Consider the following 21677-nt stretch of genomic DNA (forward strand, 5'->3'; position numbering starts at 1 on the left):
TTTCCACCATAAATCGGCAATATGCCTCCTCAAAAAAAATCGTGGCCTACGGTACACTAAATCTTGTAAAAGAAACCTTTGAGAGGGGTACAGAGGAATGAAAAAAACAAAGAACCTGGCGCTCGCGCTGGTCTCCATCATGCTCATGAGCTCACTTGCGGCATGTGGAGGAAATAACAACGGCGGCAACAAGTCTGCGGAAGGAAATACGGGTAACAACGCGTCAAGCACAGCAGCATCCGCAGCTGAAGGAGACAAGGCAGAGAAGGTCGAGCTGTCATTCTGGACGCTGGGCAACGTGAACTATGAAGAGCTGGCGGCTGCCTACACCAAGGAACACCCTAACGTAACCATTAAAATTCAGAATACCGGTGACCAGACGGCCCACCACAACAATCTGACCACAGCACTCTCGGCGGGTTCAGGCGCACCTGACATTTTCCAGCTTGAGATCGGTTTCATGGAACGCTTCCTGGGAGCCCAGGACAAATTCTACAACCTGAACGACCTCGGAGCCAAAGACATCCAGGCCAACTATCTCGACTGGAAATGGAAGCAGGCTTCCTCCATCGACGGCAGCTTCCAGCTTGGACTTCCGACGGATATCGGCCCGACAGTAGTCTACTACCGTACTGACCTGGCTGAAGCCGCCGGCCTGCCGGCCGATCCTGAGGGCTTCGGCGCAGCCATCGATACATGGGACAAATTCGCTACTGTAGCGAAAGCGTTCAAAGACAAGACCGGAAAGTATTTCTCCGACTTGACCGACCTGACGTACAATGCGCTTCGTGACCAGTCGGCGGACGAGATCTATTTCAGCAAAGCAGACGGCAGCTTCATCGGCGATACCAATCCGCAGGTGAAGAAAGCATATGATTTTACCGTTAAAGGCATTCAAGAAGGCTGGATCAGCAATGTCATGCTCTGGTCGCCTGAATGGGGCCAAGGCATGAACGATGGATCGTTCGCTGTCGTGATGGGTCCGGCCTGGATGGCCGGCAATATCAAGAGCAACGCTCCGGACTCCTCCGGCAAATGGAAAATTGCCCAGCTTCCTGAGGGCGCCGGTAACTGGGGCGGTTCGTTCATCACGCTGCCGAAGGAAGGCAAGCATTCCAAGGAAGCCTATGATTTCATCCAGTGGCTCGTGAACAAGGATAACCAGCTGGAATCCTTCAAGACCAAAGGCCTGATGCCTTCTATCCCTGCACTGTACGAAGATCCTGCGTTCGTGGATTTCAAGGATGACTTCTTCGGCGGACAGCAGACGGCAGTGGAATTCGGCAAAGCGGCTAACCGCGTGAAGCCGGTATACTACGGACCACTGCATGACCAGACCGATACCTTCTTCAAGAATGCGCTGAAGAACGTGCTGGAGAAGAAAGCCGATCCGGCCAAAGAGTGGGACGATGCTGTCAAACAGTCAAAAACGCTTGCAGAACGCGGCTAACCTGTAATATGCGGGGAACAGACTTCCCCAAATGTCCGGATTCACGGAGCAATCTCTCTGTGAATCCGGATTTAGATATGAATTCTCTGGAGGTGTGACATGGCTGAGCCCGTAATTACGAGTCCGCATGCCGAGAGCAAACGACCTTTCTTCACTGAACAAAGACGGAGCCGCATCACTGCGTATACTTTCATTTCACCGTTCTTTATTCTGTTCTCGATATTCGGACTATATCCAATCTTCTTCACATTCTATTTATCGTTCTTCAAGTGGGACGCCTTGGGTCCAATGAAATATGTGGGCTTCAAAAACTTCGAGCTGATCACCACGGACCCGACGTTCTGGATCTCTTTCAGCAACACGCTGATTATGGGGCTTATGGGTACTGTGCCGCAGGTTATGCTTGCGCTGCTTCTGGCGGTGCTGCTGCATTCGGGGATGACCCGGTTCAAGAAGACCTTCCGCATCCTCTATTTCATGCCGAATATCACTTCGATCGTGGCGGTTACGCTGGTATTCAGTACGCTGTTCGGCAATAACGGGATGATCAACTGGCTGCTTAACGGAATCGGGGTAGAGAGCATGGCCTTCAATTCCGGCTGGTGGGGGGTCAAAATTGCCATCTCCACGATGGTCATGTGGCGCTGGACGGGCTACAATGCGATCCTGTTCCTCTCGGGCCTGCAGAGTATTCCGATGGATCTGTACGAATCGGCCAAAATCGACGGGGCCAACCGCAGACAGCAGCTTTTCTTCATTACACTGCCCCTGCTTAAGCCGTTCATTATCTTCGTGTCCCTGCAATCCACCATTGGTGCGCTGCAGCTCTTCACCGAGCCTTATGTCTTCCTCGGCCAATCCGGCACCGGATCTACCCGGCAGGAAGGGATTACGATGGTTACTTATTTGTACAGTGAGGCCTTCCGCAACGGCTTCTTCGGCACAGCGGCGGCTACAGCGGTTCTGCTGTTCCTCGTTACGATTCTGTTCTCTGTCCTCAATATGCTGATCTCCAGAGGCGGCGGCAGACAGACTGGAGGGAAAAAAGCGTGAGCACACTGCGTATGTTCAGAAAAAAACCGGATGATCTCGGCTTCTTCGGCAAGCTGGGCTTCTATCTTCTGCTGATTCTCGGAGCACTGGTCTCCATCTTCCCGTTCTATTGGATGTTTGTGGTCGGGACCAATGACAAGGGAGCCGTATTCCACGTACCGCCGCTGTTGACCATCGGAGACCAGTTCTTCGAGAACTTCAAGCGGGTGCTGGACAAATCGGACTTCTTCCAGGCGCTCGGCAACTCGCTGTTCGTCTCGTCCATGGTGACGGTCTCGGTCGTGTTCTTCTGTACGCTGGCCGGGTATGCTTTTGCCAAATATGAATTCCCCGGTAAAAACGTGCTGTTCGTATTCGTTATTGCCACCCTGATCGTTCCCCAGCAGCTCGGCGTACTGCCAACCTATGTCATTATGGCCAAGCTTCACTGGATCGACAGCTTCAAGGCGCTGATTGTTCCGGCTATGGTAAATGCTTTCGGAATCTTCTGGATGCGGCAGTACATCTCCTCGGCCGTGCCTACCGAGCTGATTGAAGCCGGACGTATTGACGGGGGAGGCCACTTCCGGATTTTCTGGAGGATTGCCGTTCCGGTCATTACACCCGCGATGGCTACCCTGGGTATTCTGAATTTCATGACGGTATGGAATGACTTCTTCTGGCCGCTGGTGGTCTTGAAGAACAAGGAGCATTTCACGATTCAGATTGCATTGCAGCAGCTGTTCACTACACGTGACGGGCTTGATTACGGGATGATTATGTCCGCTACCTTCACGGCCACGCTGCCGCTGCTGGTTGTCTTCCTGTTATTCAGCCGCTGGGTGATCGCCGGACTGACTTCAGGTGCCATCAAGAGTTAACTCTCTGTCTATTTGGTATGTAAGAGGATTTACAGAATGCTGTGAAGAATAATAATCAAGTGGAAACGGCTTTGCCGTCCTTTGTAAGGACGGTACCGTTTCAGCGAGAAATAGAAGGATAAGTAATCGTGTGAAACCTATGAATTCTTCTATTTGGACAGAGACCGCAGGAGGAAGGGACCCGTCATGAAGCTCCGCCGCAAAATCTTGTTCGCTATTATTCTTCTAGTATTCATTCCCGTGATTGTCATGGGGATTGTGACGTATGTGAATTATTCGAATGCTATGGAGAAGAAATCAAGTAATTTCTACTGGATCTCCCTGCTCGAGACGGACCGCAAGCTGAAGTTCGCCCTCAGTGAGATTTCATCGATCACCAATTCAGCGATCACGCAGCCTGCGATCCAGCAGTCGCTGAAGCAGCAGAATTTCGTCCTTACCTATGACCGCAAGCAGGAAATCAACAACCTGCTGATTAATCATCCGATGATCACCTCGTTCAGCCTGTACGGGAAAGACCGGCTGTTGTATCAATACAATGCGCCGATGTCTTTTGCAGATATGCACAAGCAGGTCTGGTTCGGAGCCATGGAAGGTGCCGAAGGGCGTCCTATATGGTCCGGTCCCGGAGAGAACGGCTCGGCCAGCGGCGATAAGCCGGTGCTGGTCCATGCCAGAGTGATTAAGGACTATTATTCGCTGGAGGATATCGGCTATCTGGTTGTATATGTGAAGCCGGATCTGCTCGATCAGATTTTTTGGGAGGCTGCGACCCTGAAGAAAGGGGATATCCTGCTGGTCAACAAGCAGGGCAATATCGTCTTTAACAAGTCCGGGGAGCATATCGGGGAACGGACGGATTTTCCTTTTTTGCAGGAGAATTATAACCAGGAGCAGGACTATTACATTGACAATTATCAGGGGGAGCGGTCACTGATCACTTTCCTGCCTTCACATAACGCGGACTGGTATCTGGCGGCCATTACGCCGATGAACCTGATCTCCTCCGAATCGGTCTCCATCCGCAATATTGCGATTATTCTCGGGATGGTGTCGCTGCTGTCGGCCTTCCTGTTCGACCGTTATTTCATCCGCAGGCTTGTCCGCAGCATTAACAGTGCCGTGAACGGCATGAAGCGGGTCAAGCAGGGGATCTTCACCCCGATTCCGGTACCGCTGCGGGCCAATGATGAGAGCGATTCCCTGATTGACGGCTTCAACCGGATGAGCTCGCAGATCAATGAGCTGATTGACCAGGTCCAGACCGAGCAGGGACGCAAGAAGGAAGCGGAGATGCAGGCGCTGATGGCCCAGATCAACCCGCATTTCATCTATAATTCACTGGAATCGATCAACTCCATGGCGGTGCTGGCAGGCAACCGGGATATCAGCAAAATGGTCATCTCGCTCGGCAGGCTGCTGCGGATCAGCATCAGTCAGAATCAGGAGCTGATCCCGCTGCAGATGGAGTTCGAGCATGTCCGCCATTACCTGGATATCCAGAAGTTCCGGTTCGAGGACAAATTCTCCTATGAGCTGGACTTGCCTGAGCCGCTGAAATACGTGATGACCCAGAAGCTGATTGTTCAGCCGATTGTGGAGAACGCTTTGTATCATGCCATTGAGCAGATGGAGGAGCACGGGACCATTACAGTCACCGCTCAGGAGAACGGCAAGGATATTATCATTATTGTGCAGGATAACGGGCCGGGCTTCGATCTTGAGGTGCTAATGAGCCAGTGGAACAAGGAGCGGAGCAATCTCAAGAAATACAGCGACAGCGGGGTTGGGCTGAAAAATGTGCATGAGCGCCTGAACATCCGGTTCGGCAATCCCTATGGTATTCTGGTCTGTTCTTCACCGAGCTTCGGATCAGCCATCTGCATCCGGATTCCGAGGATACAGCCGACATGAGGGGGAGAAGCCAAATGAAGGATCAGCGGCATGTGCTTAGATGGTTGACCAACTGGGGATGGATTCTCCTCTATATTGTGCTGATGTCAGGCGCCGTATGGTTCATTATGCAGGAGGACCGGGAGCAGATCGAGGATACCTCGCCTGAGAAGATCACACTGACCTTCCGGCATTTCTGGATTAAGGAGCATGACCGGCCGCTGCTGGCGATCTTCGAGGAGGTTGTGCGCAGCTACCAGGAGAGCCATCCGAATGTGAAGGTGAACTTCGAGGGACTGGACCAGAATATCCACCGGGAGCAGAAGCTGAAGAGTGAGATGGTAACCGGCACACCGCCCGATATGTTCGTTCTGTTCGGCGGAGCGGAGATCGAGCCCTACGTGCGTTCAGCCCGGCTGATGGATCTGACCGATTTCACTGCCCAGAACGGTCTCAGCAACCAGTTCAAGGATCTGCATCTCTGGACGTTCAACAAGCATATCTACGGACTGCCGATTGAGGGCAATGCGGAACCGCTCTATTACAATAAAAAAATCTTCACCAAGCTGGGCATTAACACTCCGGCTACGTTGGCCGAGCTGGATACGGTGATGGCGAAGCTGAAGGCAGCGGGGTATATCCCGTTTGCGCTGGGGAACGAAGACCGCTGGCCTGCGGGGATATTCGCCCATTATCTGATGGACCGCTACGCGGGTCCGGAGTTGATTCAGAAGCTGGTTACTGGCGAGGATAGGTCGAGCTTCCAGAACAGCGGCTACCTGGAAGCGTTCCGGCACCTGAACAGATGGGTGAAGGCAGGCTATTTCAGTGAGGACTCTAATGATACCTCCACCGAGGGTGCGGTCCGTCTGTTCACTGAGGGCAGGGCAGCCATGTACCTGAACGGCAACTGGGATATCAATTTATTCTCGGGGGACAATGCCCCGGACGATTTCCAGAGCCGGGTTGGAGTCATTCCCTTCCCTTCGCGGGAGGCCGGCACAGAGCCGTCTATCGCCGGAGGGTATACGATTGGCATCGGGCTGTCTTCGAGCCTCACCGGAGCGAAGCGGACAGCGGCCCTGGAATTGATGAAGGGCTTCTATACGAAAGAGATTCAGACGCGGATTGTCTATGAGGGACTCCGAATTCCGTCGATGCGGATTGCATTTGACCCGGAGAAGACCGGACCAGTCTTCGCCCAGGTGATGGATATGATGGAGGAGAATGAGCAGAGCTTCGTCCCGTATGACAATCTCTTATCGCCTGAAGTGAAGAAGACCTTCCTCAGTGTCATCGAGGAGATGATTGACGGAGGGCTGCAGGCGGAGCAGGCCCTGCAGCAGCTGCAGGATGCGTCCAAGCAGTATTGGAATCTGATCCGGAGTTCTTCGGGTCAATAAGCCTGGGGGTGTAAGTGATGAATGAGCAGCAGGAGAAATATAAGGTACTGCTCGTAGATGATGAGCCGATTATACTGCGCAGCCTGAAGGTTGCGATTCCATGGGATGAACTGGGCCTGAGCATTGTGGGGGAAGCGAAGAACGGGGAGGCTGCCTTGCAGCAGATTCAGCAGACCGCACCACACATCATTATCAGCGACATCCGCATGCCGGTGATTGACGGGATCACGCTGATGAAGGAGGTGCTGCCGCGCAGCGCCAAGCTGATCTTCATCTTCATCAGCGGCTACGGGGAATTCGAATATGCCAGGGAGGCCCTGCGGCTGGGGGCCTTTGATTACTTGCTGAAGCCGATTGACCATGACGAGCTGGTGGAGATGCTTAAGCGGGCCAGGGAGCGCCTGGACCGCCAGAAGGAGAACGAGCAGCTTATGCTCTCGGTGCAGACCCTGTCGCTGCTGGCCCGCGAGCGCATGCTGGCCGAATTCACGCTGGGCAATCCGCGGCCGCTGCAGCACCTTGCGTGGCTGGAGAACAGCGAGCTGGAGGGAGAATACTTCATGGCTGTGGTCCGTCTGGACGACTACGCCGCCTTGACGGCGAAATGGAGCGCCGAGGAGAAGCGTCTGTGGCTGTTTGCTGTGCGCAATATCCTGGAGGAGTGGTCGCTTACGAACGGGGCATTGTCCATCTTTCCCTTCTATAACGGGGAATGGATTCTGCTCTTCCCGGCAAGTCTGAATGATGGCAAGCGGGAACTCGGGGAGCAGCTTATAGCCGGAATCAAGCGCTATTCCAAGCTGAATTGCTCTGTCGGCATCAGCAGAAGTACCAGCGGGATTGATCAGCTTAGTACGGTATACCCGTTAGCCTCCCAGGCGCTGTACCAGCGCTTCTATTCCGGCCAGGCCGGTGTCTTCCTGGAAGAAGAGACCGCAGCGGCAGGCAACCGCGAGGTGCAGTATCCGAAGGAGCTGGAGCTGTCGCTGATTGAGAGCATCCGTACTCTGAATATGGAGCGGATGCTGACTCTTTTTGACGAGATGTCCGTATTCATTGAAGCCCAGAGCTTGCCCCAGCCGCTGGCGGAACGCCTGATGATTGAGATGAGTGTGGTGCTATACCGGCAATTCGAACATCTGAATACGCATAGTGACTGGTCCATTGAAGGGCTGTTCAGCAAGCTGAACGGACTGGGCACGTTGCCGGACATGATGAATGTCCTGAAGACCACCTTCCGCGACTGGCTGGAGCAGAGTCATAAGACCGCAGCCCGGGAGGACGGCCGGAGCATCATTGAGAAGGTCCAGCGGTACATTGAATCCAATTACCATAAGGATCTCAGCATCGAGGAGGTATCCGAGGTGGCCGATCTCAGCATCAGCCATTTCTGCACCCTGTTCAAGCAAATCTCCGGCTACACGTTCCTCGAATTCGTCACCCACTGCCGGATAGAGAACGCCAAATACATTCTGCGCAGCAGCAATGTGAAAGTGTATCAGGTCGCACCGCTGGTCGGTTATCAGGACCCGAGATACTTCACCCAGGTATTCAAAAAAGCGACCGGCAAGACGCCCACAGAGTACCGTGAGGAGCATGTGAAGCAGGCCTAGCCCGGGCGAGTAATATGCAATTGAATAGGACGGAACCTTAAAAAAGAAACAAAAAAAATCGCTCGTTTTGGTAAATGGAGGTACCACCCAACCATCCCCAAAGGAGCGATTTCTTTGTATATTCACGGATTAACTTTGTCTTCCAAATGGAACTTGAGGAGGATATTCCAGCCACCCCCCTGAGAGTCACCCCCTGAGAGTCACCCACCTGAACGCCATCCTGCCTGACTACCAACCGCCTACAAAATATCGGCCATCCGCCAGTTCTCCGACTCGCTATACACCTAGTTATTTTACGCCATCAATCCAGCCTTAACGAACCTGAAAGACGTTATTTCCAGGAAAACGCGCCAAACGCCTCTTATAAACCATCCCGTCATAACCATCCATCCTCATTTATGTTTTTATAGATAAAATAAAATATATCTATTTATAACTAGACAAAATAAATAAAAGTCTATATATTAATATACAGATTAGACGTTTGTCTATTTAGAATATATTCAAATGATGGAGGATGTTAACGTGTTAAGTAACAAGTATGTACGGACGATTATGCTGTCAAATGTGCTATTGCAGCTCGGGGTATGGGTGCGGAATTTTGCGATTCTGCTGTATGTGACGGAGATTACGCAAAATGATCCTTATTATGTCTCGCTCATTTCGGTGGCTGAATACGGCCCGCTGTTTCTGTTCGCCATCATTGGGGGAACCTTCGCAGACCGCTGGCGTCCCAAACGGACCATGATCGTAAGCGATCTGTTGTCCGCGTGCTCAATCTTTGTTGTACTGCTGGTGGTTATGTCAGGCTCATGGCGTGCCCTGTTGTTTGCAACAATGGTGTCGGCCGTCCTGTCCCAGTTCTCGCAGCCTTCAGCGATGAAGCTGCTTAAGCAGCATGTGCCTGAAGAGCAGCTGCAGAGTGTTATGGCCATGTTTCAGTCGCTTACAGCATTCTTCATGGTCATTGGTCCGGTGATCGGCACCTTCATCTATAGTCATTACGGCATTGAGGCCTCACTTGCTGTGATGGGCGGGATGTTCATCGGCTCGGCGCTCATTCTGGTCAAGCTGCCCGCTGACCGGCTGGAGGAGACCGGACAGGCCCGCAGCGGGTTCCTGGCGGAGATGATATCCGGACTGAATTATGTGCGTGCAAGCCGGGTACTGAAGAACCTTGGAGTAACGTTTGCCTTCGCCGGGCTTGCCGCCGGACTGGTTCAGCCGCTGGGTGTCTTCATCATTATGGAGAATCTGGGCAGAGACAAAGGCTTCCTGCAGTGGGTGATGATGGCGAATGGAGCGGCGATGCTGCTGGGCGGAATGTTTATTATGAGTAAAGGCAAAACTATGAAGCCGCAAACAATGTTATCCCTAGGCCTGCTGATCAGTGCGGCTGGAACGGTAGGAGTAGGCTGGTCGCATCACACAGCGCTCACGCTGGTGCTCCAGACGGTTAGCGGATTCTTTTACCCTTGTATTCATATCGGTATCAATACACTGCTGATCCGTCATACGGAGACTGCTTATATGGGCAGGGTGGGCGGCATTATGGGGCCGATGTTCATGGGCTTCATGGTGATTGGAATGTCTGTAGCCGGCTATGCTAAAGGAATGCTCTCTCTGTCCGCAGTCTTCACGGGGAGCGGCGTGCTGTTCCTGATTGCGGTGCTGATTCTGCTGCCGCTGCTCAGAACGAAGGAGGCGGGCAGACAAGCACTCCAGAGCCGACTATGACATTTGTCATACATCAGAGTTGATATTTATGACTTACGGGGATGACACTTCTTTCTTTATACTGGAAATATAAGAAGTATCCTTGAATGGATGCATCCGAGGAGGAACCGATCCCGATGACCAACAACCAGATACCCCAGCTCTCTACATTGAAGAAAAGCGTAGCCCCTTACGAGAAAACAGACCTCAGCACGAGTATAAAACAGCTCATTAATACGCTTGGTCCGCTAGTGTTATTATGGACCGCCGCTTACTTCAGCTTATCCGTGTCCTACTGGCTGACGCTGCTGTTCGCTATTCCGGCTGCCGGCTTTGTCATCCGCACCTTTATTATTTTTCATGACTGCTGTCACGGGTCGTTCTTCAAGAACCGCAAGGCCAATGATATTGTCGGCACCATCACCGGTGTGCTTACCCTGGTCCCTTACCGCCAGTGGAAGCACAGTCATTCGATTCATCATGCCGGAAGCAGCAATCTCGACAAAAGAGGCATCGGGGATATCTGGATCATGACGGTGGATGAATATGCGGCTGCCAAGCCGCTTCAGCGGCTCTATTACCGGATCTACCGCAACCCGCTGGTAATGTTCGTCATCGGACCGATTGCCGTATTCCTCATCCAGTACCGGTTCAATGCCAAAGGGGCAAGACGCAAGGAGCGCATGAATACCTACCTGACCAATGTGTCCATTGTGGCTCTATATACTGGAATTATTCTGCTCATTGGCTGGCAGGCGTTCCTGTTGGTGCAACTTCCAATAGTGTTCGTGTCCGGGTTCCTCGGCATCTGGCTGTTCTATGTACAGCACCAGTTCGAACATACTTACTTCGAGCATGATGAAGAGTGGAGCTACGTGAACGCCGCTGTAGAAGGAAGCTCTTACTATAAGCTGCCTAAGCTACTACAATGGATTACCGGCAATATCGGATTTCACCATGTACATCACTTGAGTCCAAAGGTGCCGAATTATAATCTGGAATTGGCTCACAATGCCAGCCCGCCTTTGCAAAAGGCAACCACCATTACACTCAGCACCAGTCTCGAAGCGTTGAAATACCGTCTTTGGGATGAAGAGCATAAGGTCTTCGTCAGCTTCAAGCAGTTGAAGCAGCGGTTGCGCAAGAGTGAGCCTGCCGTGAAAGAGGGGCTGAAGGTAATCAAACCGGGGTTCCAGAGCGAATAGAAGCGGTAACTTGATAATATGCAGAAAGACAGATCCGGGGAGCAGGATGCCGGGTCTGGTCTTTCTTTTTTAGAATACACACAGGTTGTTTCGAAGGAAGTTGCCGGTCGGAGGCTGGTTTATGTTAAAATGGGGGTATAAACTTGCTGGCAAAAAGGATGGCTAACATGCAGAAGTGGCATCATATTTTTCATAAAAGTACGGGACTGAGCCCTTATGTATGGGTTGTTTTTTACATTCTTCCGTTCTATTTCATCTTCCGATCCTCCTCGGCGGACCGCTGGGTGTATGGCATTCTGATGATTATGGTCTTCTTCGCCTGCTACGTGCTGTCGTTTAAGGCCAGGGGCTGGGTAGTCTATTTCTGGACCAGTGTGCAGATGATAGTTTCTGTTACGATGACGCTGCTGTTCGGATACATGTACTTTGCGCTGTTTCTGGCTTTTTTTATCGGGAATATTCAGAAAAGAGCGGCCTTCTTCACCCTCTATCCGATCCATCTGCTGACGACGATTGTAGCCATTAACTATGAGCTGATTATGCGCAATCCCGTATTCCTCTCGCAGCTGCCGTTCGTGCTGGTCAGTATCATTGCTGTGGTGCTGCTTCCGGTCACAACCTATAACCGCAACAGGCAGGATAAGCTGGAGGAACAGCTGGAGGATGCCAACAAACGGATCTCCGAGCTGGGTATTATGGAAGAGCGTCAGCGGATCTCCCGGGATCTGCATGATACGCTGGGACAACGCCTGTCACTGATCGGACTGAAGAGTGACCTGGCCGGCAAGCTGATCAGCAAGAATCCGGCACAGGCCATGATCGAAATTAACGATGTCCGCGTAACCGCCCGCAGCGCGCTTAAGGAAGTCCGGGAGATGATCACACAGATGCGGGGCATCCGGGTTGAAGATGAGCTGGTGCGCATCCGGCAATTCCTCCAGGCGGCGGAGATCGGTTATATGCTGGAGGGTGATCCCGTTCTGACCAATACCTCGCTGATTACCGAGAATGTGCTGAGCATGTGCATGAAGGAGGCCGTAACCAACGTGGTGAAGCATAGCGGCGCCTCGCTCTGCCTGATCCAGATTGAGCCTTCCCGGACAGACCTGGTGATTAAGGTGAAGGATAACGGCACGGGGATTGAGGGGACCAGGCTGTATCATAAGGGGCATGGCCTGCAGGGAATGCGGGAGCGGCTGGAGTTCGTGAACGGTTCTATGGAAGTGATCCAGGATGAAGGAACTACGCTAGTGATTAAGGTGCCGAATGCGTCGCAGCAGCCGGACATGGAGGTGAACGCGCAATGATATCAATCGTGATAGCCGAAGACCAGCGGATGCTGCTGGGAGCACTGTCGGCGCTGCTGGACCTGGAGGAAGACATGAGGGTGGTCGGCAAGGCGAGCAACGGGGAAGAGGCTGTGAAGCTGGTGAAGCAGCTGCAGCCGGATATCTGTATTATGGATATTGAAATGCCGGCTATGACGGGCCTGGAAGCGGCAGAAGCCCTGAAGGGGGCAGGCTGCAAAATCATGATTCTGACCACGTTTGCCCGGGCAGGGTACTTCGAGCGTGCGGTCAAGGCCGGAGTGGATGCCTATCTGCTTAAGGACAGTCCCAGCGAGGAGCTGGCGCTGTCGATCCGCAGTGTCATGGACGGCAAACGGATGTATGCGCCGGAGCTGATGGATGAAGCCTACAGCAAGGAAGCGAATCCGCTGACCGAGCGGGAGAAGGAAGTGCTGGGGCTGATTGCCGACGGCAAGAATACGAAGGAGATCGCCAGCCAGCTCTACATCACCACCGGAACGGTCCGCAACTATATCTCGGTCATTCTGGACAAGCTGGATGTGGGCAACCGGATCGAGGCGATTACGCGGTTTAAGGAGAAGGGCTGGTTCAAATAAATAAAATTTCCCTTCGGGGAAGCGGGAACGGCAGCTGTCTTTTAGGAGGGCTGGCCGTTTTTTTGACAGATAAGAATTTATATGTTTTGGGGTCCCCGCAAAGTACCTGAGTCATCACCTACGCTAAAGCCCCACTTTGTGGGGTTATTTTGTTCGATTATAGAGTGTACATAAACCGCTTAGAACGGAGCTTGACTAGAAGCGAATCTAGGACCTATCACCCATTTTTCATCTGAAAGCGGTTACTCTATTGGATCGGACGCTAAAATTTGCTAAAATAAATGCAAACATATGATCCTATTTGTAGTCGTTTCATGTGAAGTTGGGTAATAAATACTTGTGCCCCGTATGCACGTTTATTCATTCTGCTTACATCCTAATTCAGCCGGGAGGAATCTAATTTGCCAGAGCTAACATCCACGTACGTCGATTCACTTGCACCCAATGCTGCTGCGATCAAGAACGGCCAGGGGCTGGTCCGCAAAAAGAGCTTTGTGGAGCTCCATCAGTCGGAGAACGGAGAGCTATTATTCGGAAAATGTGCCGGAAGCGGCAAAACGCCCTATGAGTGCTCAGTGGACTTCATCGTACCAGACAGCCCGGTTTTCCGCTGCAGCTGCCCAAGCCGCCAATTCCCCTGCAAGCACGCACTAGGTCTGCTGTATGCCTATACCGAGGGCCAGACGTTCACACCTGCTCCGGTTCCCGAAGACATCGCATCGAAGCGCGAGAAGGCGGAGAAGCGGGAAGAGAACAAGGTGAAGCAGGCGGCTGAAGGAGCAGACCCCAAGCCGAAGAAGGTTAACAAATCCGCCCTGAAGAAAAAAATCAACGCGCAGCTCGAAGGGCTTGATCTGCTGGAAAAGCTGGTGCTCTCCTTCGTACGCAGCGGCCTGTCCACGATTGACAAGTCTGCGGCCAAGACGCTTCAGGGGCATGTGAAGCAGCTCGGGAACTATTATTTGTCCGGTGCCCAGATTGAGCTGCGCCGCTTCGCGAATCTGATGTTCAGCGGCAAGGATCAGGAGCAGAACTATACATATGCGGTGGAGCAGCTGACACGGCTACACGCATTTATCAAGAAGGGCCGGGCGTATCTGCTGGCCCGGAGCGAGGACCCGGAGCTGGCGCTCGATCACGAATCAACGATTGATGAATGGCTGGGCCATGCCTGGCAGCTTAGCGAGCTGAAGGAATACGGGCTGGTGAAAGAGGGGGCAGAGCTGCTGCAGTTATCCTTCTACAGCTACAACGATGGGGCCCGCCAGGAGTTCGTAGACCTTGGCTTTTGGCTGGATCTCTCTGCGGAAGGCGGAGAGATCCGCCGGACCTTTAACTACCGCCCTTACAAGGCGGCGAAGCTGATGCGCGAGGAAGACAGCTTCTTCGACATTGCCGTGGTTCCACAGCTGTACACCTATCCCGGGGATATGAATGCCCGGATTAGATACGAGTCCATGTCTTCAAGACCGGTGCAAGGCACGGATCTTGAGCGGGCGGCCGCCAAGGCTCACCGTTCATATTCGGAGGTCTTCAAGAAGGTGAAGAACCAGATCAAGAACCCGCTGAGCGACAAGCAGCCGGTCATGCTGCTGCATGCCGCAGCTCTGGGCGTTACAGAGAACGGCCAGTATGTTATGACGGACGGGGAAGGAACAAGGCTGCTCCTGGAGGATCTTCCGTCAGTCGCGCAAGGCACGGTAGAGCTGCTGCCGTTCCTTCCGGCCGGCGCCCGCGAGGACTGTACCGTTCTGGTCATGTTCGAGCATGACCTGGACCAGGGACGTTTGCGTGCCCAGCCGCTGAGTGTCATTAAGGGCGAAGAGATCATTCGTCTGCTGTACTAGTGTAATTCAACATTATCCACAAACCTTTATTCATATGGGAGGACAATCCATGAGCACAGCGTTATTGCAAGAGCTGCATCAGGAATACAGAAGACTGTATATTGCCGGAAGTGAGCTGGCGGCTGGAGATTTCCGCCTGAAGCGGCTGCTTCCGCAATTTCAGCAGCTAGGCGAGCGGTCACCGGTCTTTAAGAAGCTAGGCGAGGGAATGACGGCACTGATTGAACCGGGGAGCCCGGACGGTCCTGCCCCGGGCATTCAATTGCAGGAGAATACCCTGCTGCTGGAGTCTGTTCTGTACACTCAGGGAACGACAACCGTGGATGGAACTCCCGGACCCATGCCGGTTCGAAAGTTCACCCTGCAGACGAAACAGACTTACCGGAAGCTTGCGCCTGTGCTGGAAGCACTCACCACTACCGGAAGCGGCAGATATGAGATTGTAGTGGATGCGTATAAGGATGGGGTCTTCCAGGACCTGCGATTGCTGCCGCTGGCGGTCTCTGCGCTGAACGACCCGTATGCGGAGCTGGCGGAATATGCGATGAATCATATTCTCCCGTCCTACGGGCCGGTCATTGCCAGCCACCTGCTGGAGAGTCTTAATCTCTCAGGGGGAAGAAGTGAGGTCCGCAAACTGGAGGTAATCTGGAAGGTCGGTGCAGACGAATACCTGGATAAGATCTTCCACGCTGCCGAGAGTGGAAGCGAGGAGGTCCGCGCTGCAGCCATCAGATGCCTGGGCGGTTATGAACAATTCACGCCCAACCTGCTGGAGTGGTCCACGGACAAGAAGAAAGCCATCCGCGAAGCGGCCTATGCAGCGCTGGCGGCAGGCGGTACGTTACAGGGAGGGGAACGGCTGGTTGAGGCATTCATCCAGAAGAAGGACCGCGAGATTCTGGGCAGAGTGCTGGCGGACGGGCATTCCGCAGAGGTGAGTGCCCGTCTGGCGGCATTATTCATGGAAGAGCTGCAGGCAGCCCCGCAGAAAAATGACGGCGTGAAGCTGACAGACAAGATATGGAATGAGCTTCTTCCCTTCCTTACCGCTCTTCGCCGGGTACGGAGTCCGCAGCTGGATGAAATCTACAGCTATATCCTTCAAGAGTATCCCCGGTTCTCGTCACTGGGCTGGATTCCGCTTTTGGACCACGCAGCCTTGTATAAAGAGAAAACTCCAGACGGTGCTGCTCTGGCAGAGCTTGCAGAGCTGGAGAAGCGGAGCGTGCGTTTCCTGCCGCATTATTTCCATGCCGCCCAGCAGTCTATAAGTCCGAAGGAGCTATTCGACCGGTTCGCCGGCGGAACCTTCTTGGATAAACTCAAAGCACTTGTGGGTAAGGAGGCCAAGGATGCGGCTCAGCGCTCCCAGCTGCTGATTAATACCATTGAGGATCAGGTTGTGGATATCCGCCGGAGGAATTATGAAGTAGAGTGGGATGCAGCGGGAATCAGACAGCCTTACAGCAGGGAGATGCTTCCGGCTCAGGAGATTGCCGCAGCTTGGGACCCCCGCTGGCTGGACTGGTTCATCCAGCACAATGCTGTGAATCTGGCCAGTGCCTTTGCCCGGCCGGGTCACAAGGGCGTGCGGAACTTTCTGGTTGATAAGCTGCAGGACCTGTCCAAGCGCCGTGCCAGTGATTTCATTCCCAACATCTTCAAGGGACTGGAAAGGGCCGGGATGCCTGAGCCGGAGCGTCTGGAACTGTTGATGAGTGCCCTGGAGACTAAGAGTCCTCATAACCCGTATACCTTCGAATTGTATATATTTAAAATGATGGAGCGCTTCCCTGCCAGCTATGCCAGCCGTGTGGAAGCGGTTATTCCCAACTATAGATATGAATGCAAGCAGCAGCTGGAATATGTGCTGAACAGCCTGCGGAGTGCCAAGAATACCTGACCCTTATAACAGCTACCCTGTTCCTCGAAGCCATACATTCTTAACTTTAGCTTTTCACAAAACAGTTGCAAGGAGAGGTGTACATGTCAACAGAACAAGATCAGCTTCAGGATTACATGCGTCTGCCTGCCGAAATCCTTTATCAGGATGAGCTGGAGGCTCTGCGCAAGGAGGACACCGGGCGTATTCCGGCCGGATGGCAGATGTCCCCGCGTTCAGTTCTCACGTTCATTACTGGCGGCAAGGCGGGCAAGACCGTGATTACGCCCAAATATATCGGGAACACCCGGCTTATCGAGATGGCGGTTGCCACACTGGTCACCGACCGGGCATTGCTGCTGATCGGAGAGCCGGGCACGGCGAAATCCTGGCTGTCCGAGAATCTGGCGGCGGCAATCTATGGCAACTCAGGCATGGTTGTTCAGGGGACAGCAGGAACCAGCGAAGAGCATGTACGCTATTCCTGGAACTATGCCATGCTCCTGGCGAACGGACCAACGCCGGAGGCGCTGGTCAAGAGCCCGATTATGCGGGCGATGGAGGACGGCGGCATTGCCCGGTTCGAGGAAATCTCCCGCTGTGCCTCCGAGGTACAGGACGCGCTGATCTCGATTCTCTCGGAGAAGACGATCTCCGTGCCGGAGCTGGGCAAGGAGACCAGTGCCCGCAAGGGCTTCTCGATTATTGCCACTGCAAATACCCGGGACCGCGGAGTCAATGAGATGTCGGCTGCCCTGAAGCGGCGCTTCAATATCATTGTGCTGCCAGCGCCATCGGACCTGGAGACGGAGCTGTCCATTGTGAAGAAGCGTGTCGGCGAGATTGCCTCCTCCTATGAGCTGCAGGCTGCTGTTCCGGCGGATGAAGCGCTGCTGAAGGTGGTCACCATCTTCCGCGAGCTGCGCAGCGGCATGACTCTCGACAAGAAGGAGAAGGTGAAGACTCCAGCCGGTGTAATCTCCACGGCAGAAGCCATCTCGCTGCTGACGAACAGCATGGCTCTGGCGGCAAGCTTCGGGAGCGGAGAGCTGACCGACGAGGATCTGGCAGCGGGACTCCAAGGGGCGATCGTCAAGGATGACGACAAGGATAAGCTGGTGTGGAAGGAATATCTGGATAATGTAATGAAGAAAAAAGGAGCGGACTGGCGCGGACTCTATCAAGCCTGCAAGGAGATGAACGAGTGAGCAGGGCAGCGGTTGCCGGCGTTCATGTCTTCGGAGTCCGGCATCTGTCTCCGGGGGGTGCCAGGCATGTCCTGGAATACTTGAACGAGCTGCAGCCGACCGCCGTGCTGATTGAGGGGCCGAGTGATGCAAGCGGAGAGATCCGTCATTTAACCCATGCGGTAACGAAGCCGCCGGTAGCTATTCTGGCCTTCACCGAGGATCTGCCTGTACGGACGGTACTCTGGCCGTTCGCTGTGTATTCCCCGGAATATCAGGGGATGAAATGGGCGCAGGAGCATGGAGCACAGGCAGAGTTCATCGACCTGCCTTCCTCTGTAACACTGGGGCTGCAGGATGCGTTGCGGCAGGATGCCGGCGGACGCCCGGAGCTTGCGCCTGTGGCTGAAGAACAGGGGGAGCCGGAGGAAGAGGAAGTCAGTGAGCCGGAGTCCGTATACAGCCGGATTGCCCGGCTTGCCGGTGAGCATGACTATGATATGTACTGGGAGCGTAATTACGAGCATAACGCCAGCAGCGGCGCATACCGCGCCGCGATACTGGCCTTCTCTGCCCAGATGCGGGAGCTGTCGGAGTCCACGGAGCGTGCAGAGCAGCCGCGGGAATATGCTTATAACGCTTTGCGTGAATCTTATATGAGGCGGAGAATTAAGCTCAAGATTGAAGAAGGGCATCTGCCGGAGAAGATTGTTGTGATCTGCGGTGCATACCACGCAGCCGCACTGGCTGATCTCTCGGAGGGGATGAGCGATACGGAGCTGGCGTCATTGCCTGTACGCTCTACCAAGCTGACGCTGATGCCGTATTCCTACTATAAGCTCTCCACCATGTCGGGTTACGGTGCGGGCAACGCGGCTCCGCACTACTTCCAGATGATGTGGGAGCTGATGGCCTCGGGCCGCGCTGAGGAGCTGCCCCATCTCTATCTCTCTTCTGTGGCCCGGATGGTGCGCAGAGCAGGGACACACCGCTCCACGGCCGAAGTCATTGAAGCGGTGCGGCTGGCAGAGTCGCTGGCGGCGCTGCACGGCGGAAGCGCACCTACGCTGCGCGATCTGCGCGATGCCGCACAGACCTTGCTTGGCCACGGTGATCTGGCCGTTATCGCTGATTCGCTGGCCCGGGTGGATGTCGGTACGAATATCGGAAGGCTGGCCGATGGCGTCAGCCAGACGCCGATTCAGGATGACCTGAACCGGCTGCTGAAGCGCTACAAGCTGGAGAAGTACAGATCGACTGTAGCCAGTGACCTGACGCTGGATCTGCGCGAGAACCGCCGGGTGTCAAGCAGTGAAGCGGCTTATCTCGATCTGCACCGCTCGGTGCTGTTCCACCGGCTGGAGCTGCTCGGCATCCACTTCGCCCGGAATGTGCCGAGCGGCCAGTCCGGGGCGACCTGGGCGGAGCACTGGATACTCCAGTGGGCGCCGGAGGTAGAGATTGAGATCGTGGAGTCTACACTGCTGGGCGAGACCATTGAGGTGGCGGCAGCCTACGTGCTGCGCGAGAAGCTGCTGGAATGCAGCTCTATCGCTGAGGCCTCTGCGCTGATTGTCACCGCCTGCGAGTGTGCCATGACCACGCAGATGGAGGAGAGCAGCCGCGTGCTGCAGCGCCTTGCGGTGGATAGCCGCGATGTTGTCTCGATTGCCACAGCGGCCAGAGAGCTGGCCAAGATCATTGGTTATGGCGACATCCGCAAGGTGGATACGGCCCCGTTCGTACCGCTGCTGGAGGAGCTGTTCCGCCGGGGCTGCCTGTTCCTGCTGGATGCCAGCGGCTGCAATGATGAAGCGGCGGCGCTGATGATAAGTGCAATGAATGACCTGAACAACATCTCGCAGGAGCATAGCGAGATTGCGGATACAGCGCTGTGGCTGCAGGAGCTGCTGCAGCTGGCGCAGCGGGATGACCGCAACCCGCGGCTGTCTGGCTTCGCCTGCGCGATCCTGATGGAGCGCGGAGCCATCCCTGCCGGGGAGGTAGCGGCGGAGGTGTCGCGCCGCTTGTCTCCGGGGATACCGGCGGACCTCGGGGCAGGCTGGTTCGAAGGGTTGTCCATGCGTAACCGCTATGGTCTGCTGTCGCGAATGAGCCTGTGGGAGCAGCTAAATGACTATATCAACGCCTTGGAGGATGAGGAATTCAAGCGTGCGCTGGTCTTCCTGCGCCGGGCGTTCAGTACCTTCTCCCCGCGTGAGAAGACGATGATCGCTGAGCTGCTGGGTGAGCTGTGGGGCGTGAACACAGAGCAGGCCGCCGAGATTCTGACAGGAGAACTGAAGGAGGAGGAAGCCAAAATGCTGGATGATCTGAATGATTTTGACTTCGGGGATCTGTAGATGGGTGAAGAAGAGTTGAAGGAAGAGCTGAAGGAGGATAACCAGAACGGTGCCCTTACACGCTGGCGGCTGATTCTGGGGCAGGAAGCTGAAGAGGCCTTGCCCGGCTATGGCCAAGGCAGTGGCCGGACGCTAAGTGAGGAAGAGCTGATTATGGATGCGGCACTGGCGGCTATCTATAATGAGACAGGCGCAGGTCAGGCAGGCGGGAGTGCCGGTGCCGGATCGAAGGGCAGAGGTGCAGGCTCGGGACATGCTGCGGTTAACCTGTCCAAGTGGCTCGGAGATGTGCGTAATTTCTTCCCGGAGGATGTGGTCTCGGTCATTCAGACCGATGCGATGGAGCGCAAGGGCTGGAAGCAGCTGCTCTTCGAGCCGGAGCTGCTGGCGGCAGTGAAGCCGGATATCCAGCTGGTGGGTACGCTGCTGGCACTCAAGGGCAAAATCCCGGAGAAAACCAAAGAAACCGCAAGGATGCTGGTCCAGGCGCTTGTGGATGAGCTGGTCAAGCTGCTGGAGACCGATATCCGCCGTGCCGTTACCGGAGCGCTTAACAAGCGGCAGCATTCCCCTTTGCCTTCACTCAGCGGGCTGGACTGGAAGCGGACGATCGAGCGCAATCTGAAGCACTATGATGCGGAGCGGCGGATGATTATCCCCGAGCGCTTCTTCTATTTCGACCGGGCCCGCCGCAGCAAGGAATGGACGGTCATTGTGGATATTGACCAGAGCGGCTCGATGGCCAGCTCTGTGATCTGGGCATCGGTGATCGGCTCGATCTTCGCCAGTATCCCGGCGCTGAACACGCGTGTCGTTGCTTTTGACACCGAGGTGGTAGACTTGACGGAGCAATGTGCGAATGATCCTGTTGACATGCTCTTCGGCATCCAGCTCGGGGGCGGCACGGATATTCATAAGTCGGTGAAGTATTGCGAGCAGTTCATCGAGGAGCCGAAGAAGACGCTGTTCATTATCGTATCGGATCTGTACGAGAACGGCAATCAGGCCGGTCTGGTCCGGCGGATGCGCGAGCTGCGGGAATCCGGGGTGCGGACGATGACGCTGCTGGCCCTCTCCGATGAGGGTAAGCCTTCCTATGATGAACGGCTTGCCGCTCAGCTCGCCCGTGACGGAACCCCTTGCTTCGCCTGTACTCCGGCACTGCTGCCTGTCCTGGTGGAAGGGGCACTGAAGGGCCAGGAGCTGGGTGAATTGGCGAAGCGGCTGGGGATGACGCGGTAATTTTAGAAGAAGAGGAAACACTTACTTTATAATCACATATTGTGTAACATGCCG

General features: G+C 54.5%; 15 protein-coding genes. All 15 read left to right on the plus strand.

The window, feature by feature from the left end:
- Nucleotides 1-97: 97 nt before the first annotated feature.
- The 15 genes from MKX51_RS12855 (at nt 98) to MKX51_RS12925 (ending at nt 21623) form a co-directional block, all read left to right on the plus strand.
- Entirely contained in the window at nt 98-1450 is a 1353-nt protein-coding gene (locus tag MKX51_RS12855; protein ID WP_340992628.1) for an ABC transporter substrate-binding protein, read from the plus strand.
- Nucleotides 1451-1549: 99 nt separating this feature from the next.
- Nucleotides 1550-2503, plus strand: coding sequence for a carbohydrate ABC transporter permease (locus MKX51_RS12860; RefSeq protein WP_340941242.1), 954 nt, complete (start codon nt 1550-1552; stop codon nt 2501-2503).
- On the plus strand, nt 2500-3363 hold the full coding sequence (locus MKX51_RS12865) for a carbohydrate ABC transporter permease (protein WP_036729216.1): 864 nt from the start codon (nt 2500-2502) through the stop codon (nt 3361-3363). The genes MKX51_RS12860 and MKX51_RS12865 overlap by 4 nt, the downstream gene beginning before the upstream one ends.
- A gap of 186 nt (nt 3364-3549) precedes the next feature.
- Nucleotides 3550-5277 carry a cache domain-containing sensor histidine kinase gene (locus tag MKX51_RS12870; protein WP_340992629.1) on the plus strand — a complete coding sequence of 576 codons (1728 nt, stop codon included), beginning with the start codon at nt 3550-3552 and terminating at the stop codon, nt 5275-5277.
- Between the two features lie 14 nt (nt 5278-5291).
- Nucleotides 5292-6659, plus strand: coding sequence for an ABC transporter substrate-binding protein (locus MKX51_RS12875; RefSeq protein ID WP_340992630.1), 1368 nt, complete (start codon nt 5292-5294; stop codon nt 6657-6659).
- A 17-nt stretch (nt 6660-6676) separates the two neighbouring features.
- On the plus strand, nt 6677-8272 hold the full coding sequence (locus MKX51_RS12880) for a response regulator (RefSeq protein ID WP_340992631.1): 1596 nt from the start codon (nt 6677-6679) through the stop codon (nt 8270-8272).
- A 525-nt stretch (nt 8273-8797) separates the two neighbouring features.
- Nucleotides 8798-10009, plus strand: a complete 1212-nt coding sequence (locus MKX51_RS12885) for an MFS transporter (RefSeq protein WP_340992632.1) — start codon at nt 8798-8800, stop codon at nt 10007-10009.
- Nucleotides 10010-10125: 116 nt separating this feature from the next.
- A complete protein-coding gene (locus MKX51_RS12890) occupies nt 10126-11193 on the plus strand; it encodes a fatty acid desaturase (protein WP_340992633.1) in 1068 nt (355 codons plus the stop codon).
- A 167-nt stretch (nt 11194-11360) separates the two neighbouring features.
- On the plus strand, nt 11361-12500 hold the full coding sequence (locus MKX51_RS12895) for a sensor histidine kinase (protein ID WP_340753984.1): 1140 nt from the start codon (nt 11361-11363) through the stop codon (nt 12498-12500).
- Entirely contained in the window at nt 12497-13099 is a 603-nt protein-coding gene (locus MKX51_RS12900) for a response regulator transcription factor (RefSeq protein WP_340941233.1), read from the plus strand. The genes MKX51_RS12895 and MKX51_RS12900 overlap by 4 nt, the downstream gene beginning before the upstream one ends.
- 401 nt (nt 13100-13500) lie before the next feature.
- Nucleotides 13501-14946, plus strand: a complete 1446-nt coding sequence (locus MKX51_RS12905) for an SWIM zinc finger family protein (protein WP_340992634.1) — start codon at nt 13501-13503, stop codon at nt 14944-14946.
- Between the two features lie 49 nt (nt 14947-14995).
- Nucleotides 14996-16852, plus strand: a complete 1857-nt coding sequence (locus MKX51_RS12910; protein ID WP_340992635.1) for a HEAT repeat domain-containing protein — start codon at nt 14996-14998, stop codon at nt 16850-16852.
- An 83-nt stretch (nt 16853-16935) separates the two neighbouring features.
- Nucleotides 16936-18039: an AAA family ATPase gene (locus tag MKX51_RS12915; protein ID WP_076074576.1), complete on the plus strand. Its 1104-nt coding sequence runs from the start codon at nt 16936-16938 to the stop codon at nt 18037-18039.
- Nucleotides 18036-20381, plus strand: a complete 2346-nt coding sequence (locus tag MKX51_RS12920; RefSeq protein ID WP_340992636.1) for a DUF5682 family protein — start codon at nt 18036-18038, stop codon at nt 20379-20381. Before MKX51_RS12915 ends, MKX51_RS12920 begins: the two co-directional genes overlap by 4 nt.
- Entirely contained in the window at nt 20382-21623 is a 1242-nt protein-coding gene (locus tag MKX51_RS12925; RefSeq protein WP_340992637.1) for a VWA domain-containing protein, read from the plus strand.
- The last annotated feature ends 54 nt before the right edge of the window (nt 21624-21677 follow it).

Origin of the sequence: Paenibacillus sp. FSL M7-0420 (assembly GCF_038002345.1) — a bacterium.
Taxonomy (GTDB): Bacteria; Bacillota; Bacilli; order Paenibacillales; family Paenibacillaceae; genus Paenibacillus_AQ.

What these genes read in the sequence shown, in the direction of transcription:
- MKX51_RS12855 (WP_340992628.1), top strand. Translation starts at nt 98, where the DNA reads ATGAAAAAAACAAAGAACCTGGCGCTCGCGCTGGTCTCCATCATGCTC.
- MKX51_RS12860 (WP_340941242.1), top strand. Translation starts at nt 1,550, where the DNA reads ATGGCTGAGCCCGTAATTACGAGTCCGCATGCCGAGAGCAAACGACCT.
- MKX51_RS12870 (WP_340992629.1), top strand. Translation starts at nt 3,550, where the DNA reads ATGAAGCTCCGCCGCAAAATCTTGTTCGCTATTATTCTTCTAGTATTC.
- MKX51_RS12875 (WP_340992630.1), top strand. Translation starts at nt 5,292, where the DNA reads ATGAAGGATCAGCGGCATGTGCTTAGATGGTTGACCAACTGGGGATGG.
- MKX51_RS12880 (WP_340992631.1), top strand. Translation starts at nt 6,677, where the DNA reads ATGAATGAGCAGCAGGAGAAATATAAGGTACTGCTCGTAGATGATGAG.
- MKX51_RS12890 (WP_340992633.1), top strand. Translation starts at nt 10,126, where the DNA reads ATGACCAACAACCAGATACCCCAGCTCTCTACATTGAAGAAAAGCGTA.
- MKX51_RS12895 (WP_340753984.1), top strand. Translation starts at nt 11,361, where the DNA reads ATGCAGAAGTGGCATCATATTTTTCATAAAAGTACGGGACTGAGCCCT.
- MKX51_RS12900 (WP_340941233.1), top strand. Translation starts at nt 12,497, where the DNA reads ATGATATCAATCGTGATAGCCGAAGACCAGCGGATGCTGCTGGGAGCA.
- MKX51_RS12910 (WP_340992635.1), top strand. Translation starts at nt 14,996, where the DNA reads ATGAGCACAGCGTTATTGCAAGAGCTGCATCAGGAATACAGAAGACTG.
- MKX51_RS12915 (WP_076074576.1), top strand. Translation starts at nt 16,936, where the DNA reads ATGTCAACAGAACAAGATCAGCTTCAGGATTACATGCGTCTGCCTGCC.
- MKX51_RS12925 (WP_340992637.1), top strand. Translation starts at nt 20,382, where the DNA reads ATGGGTGAAGAAGAGTTGAAGGAAGAGCTGAAGGAGGATAACCAGAAC.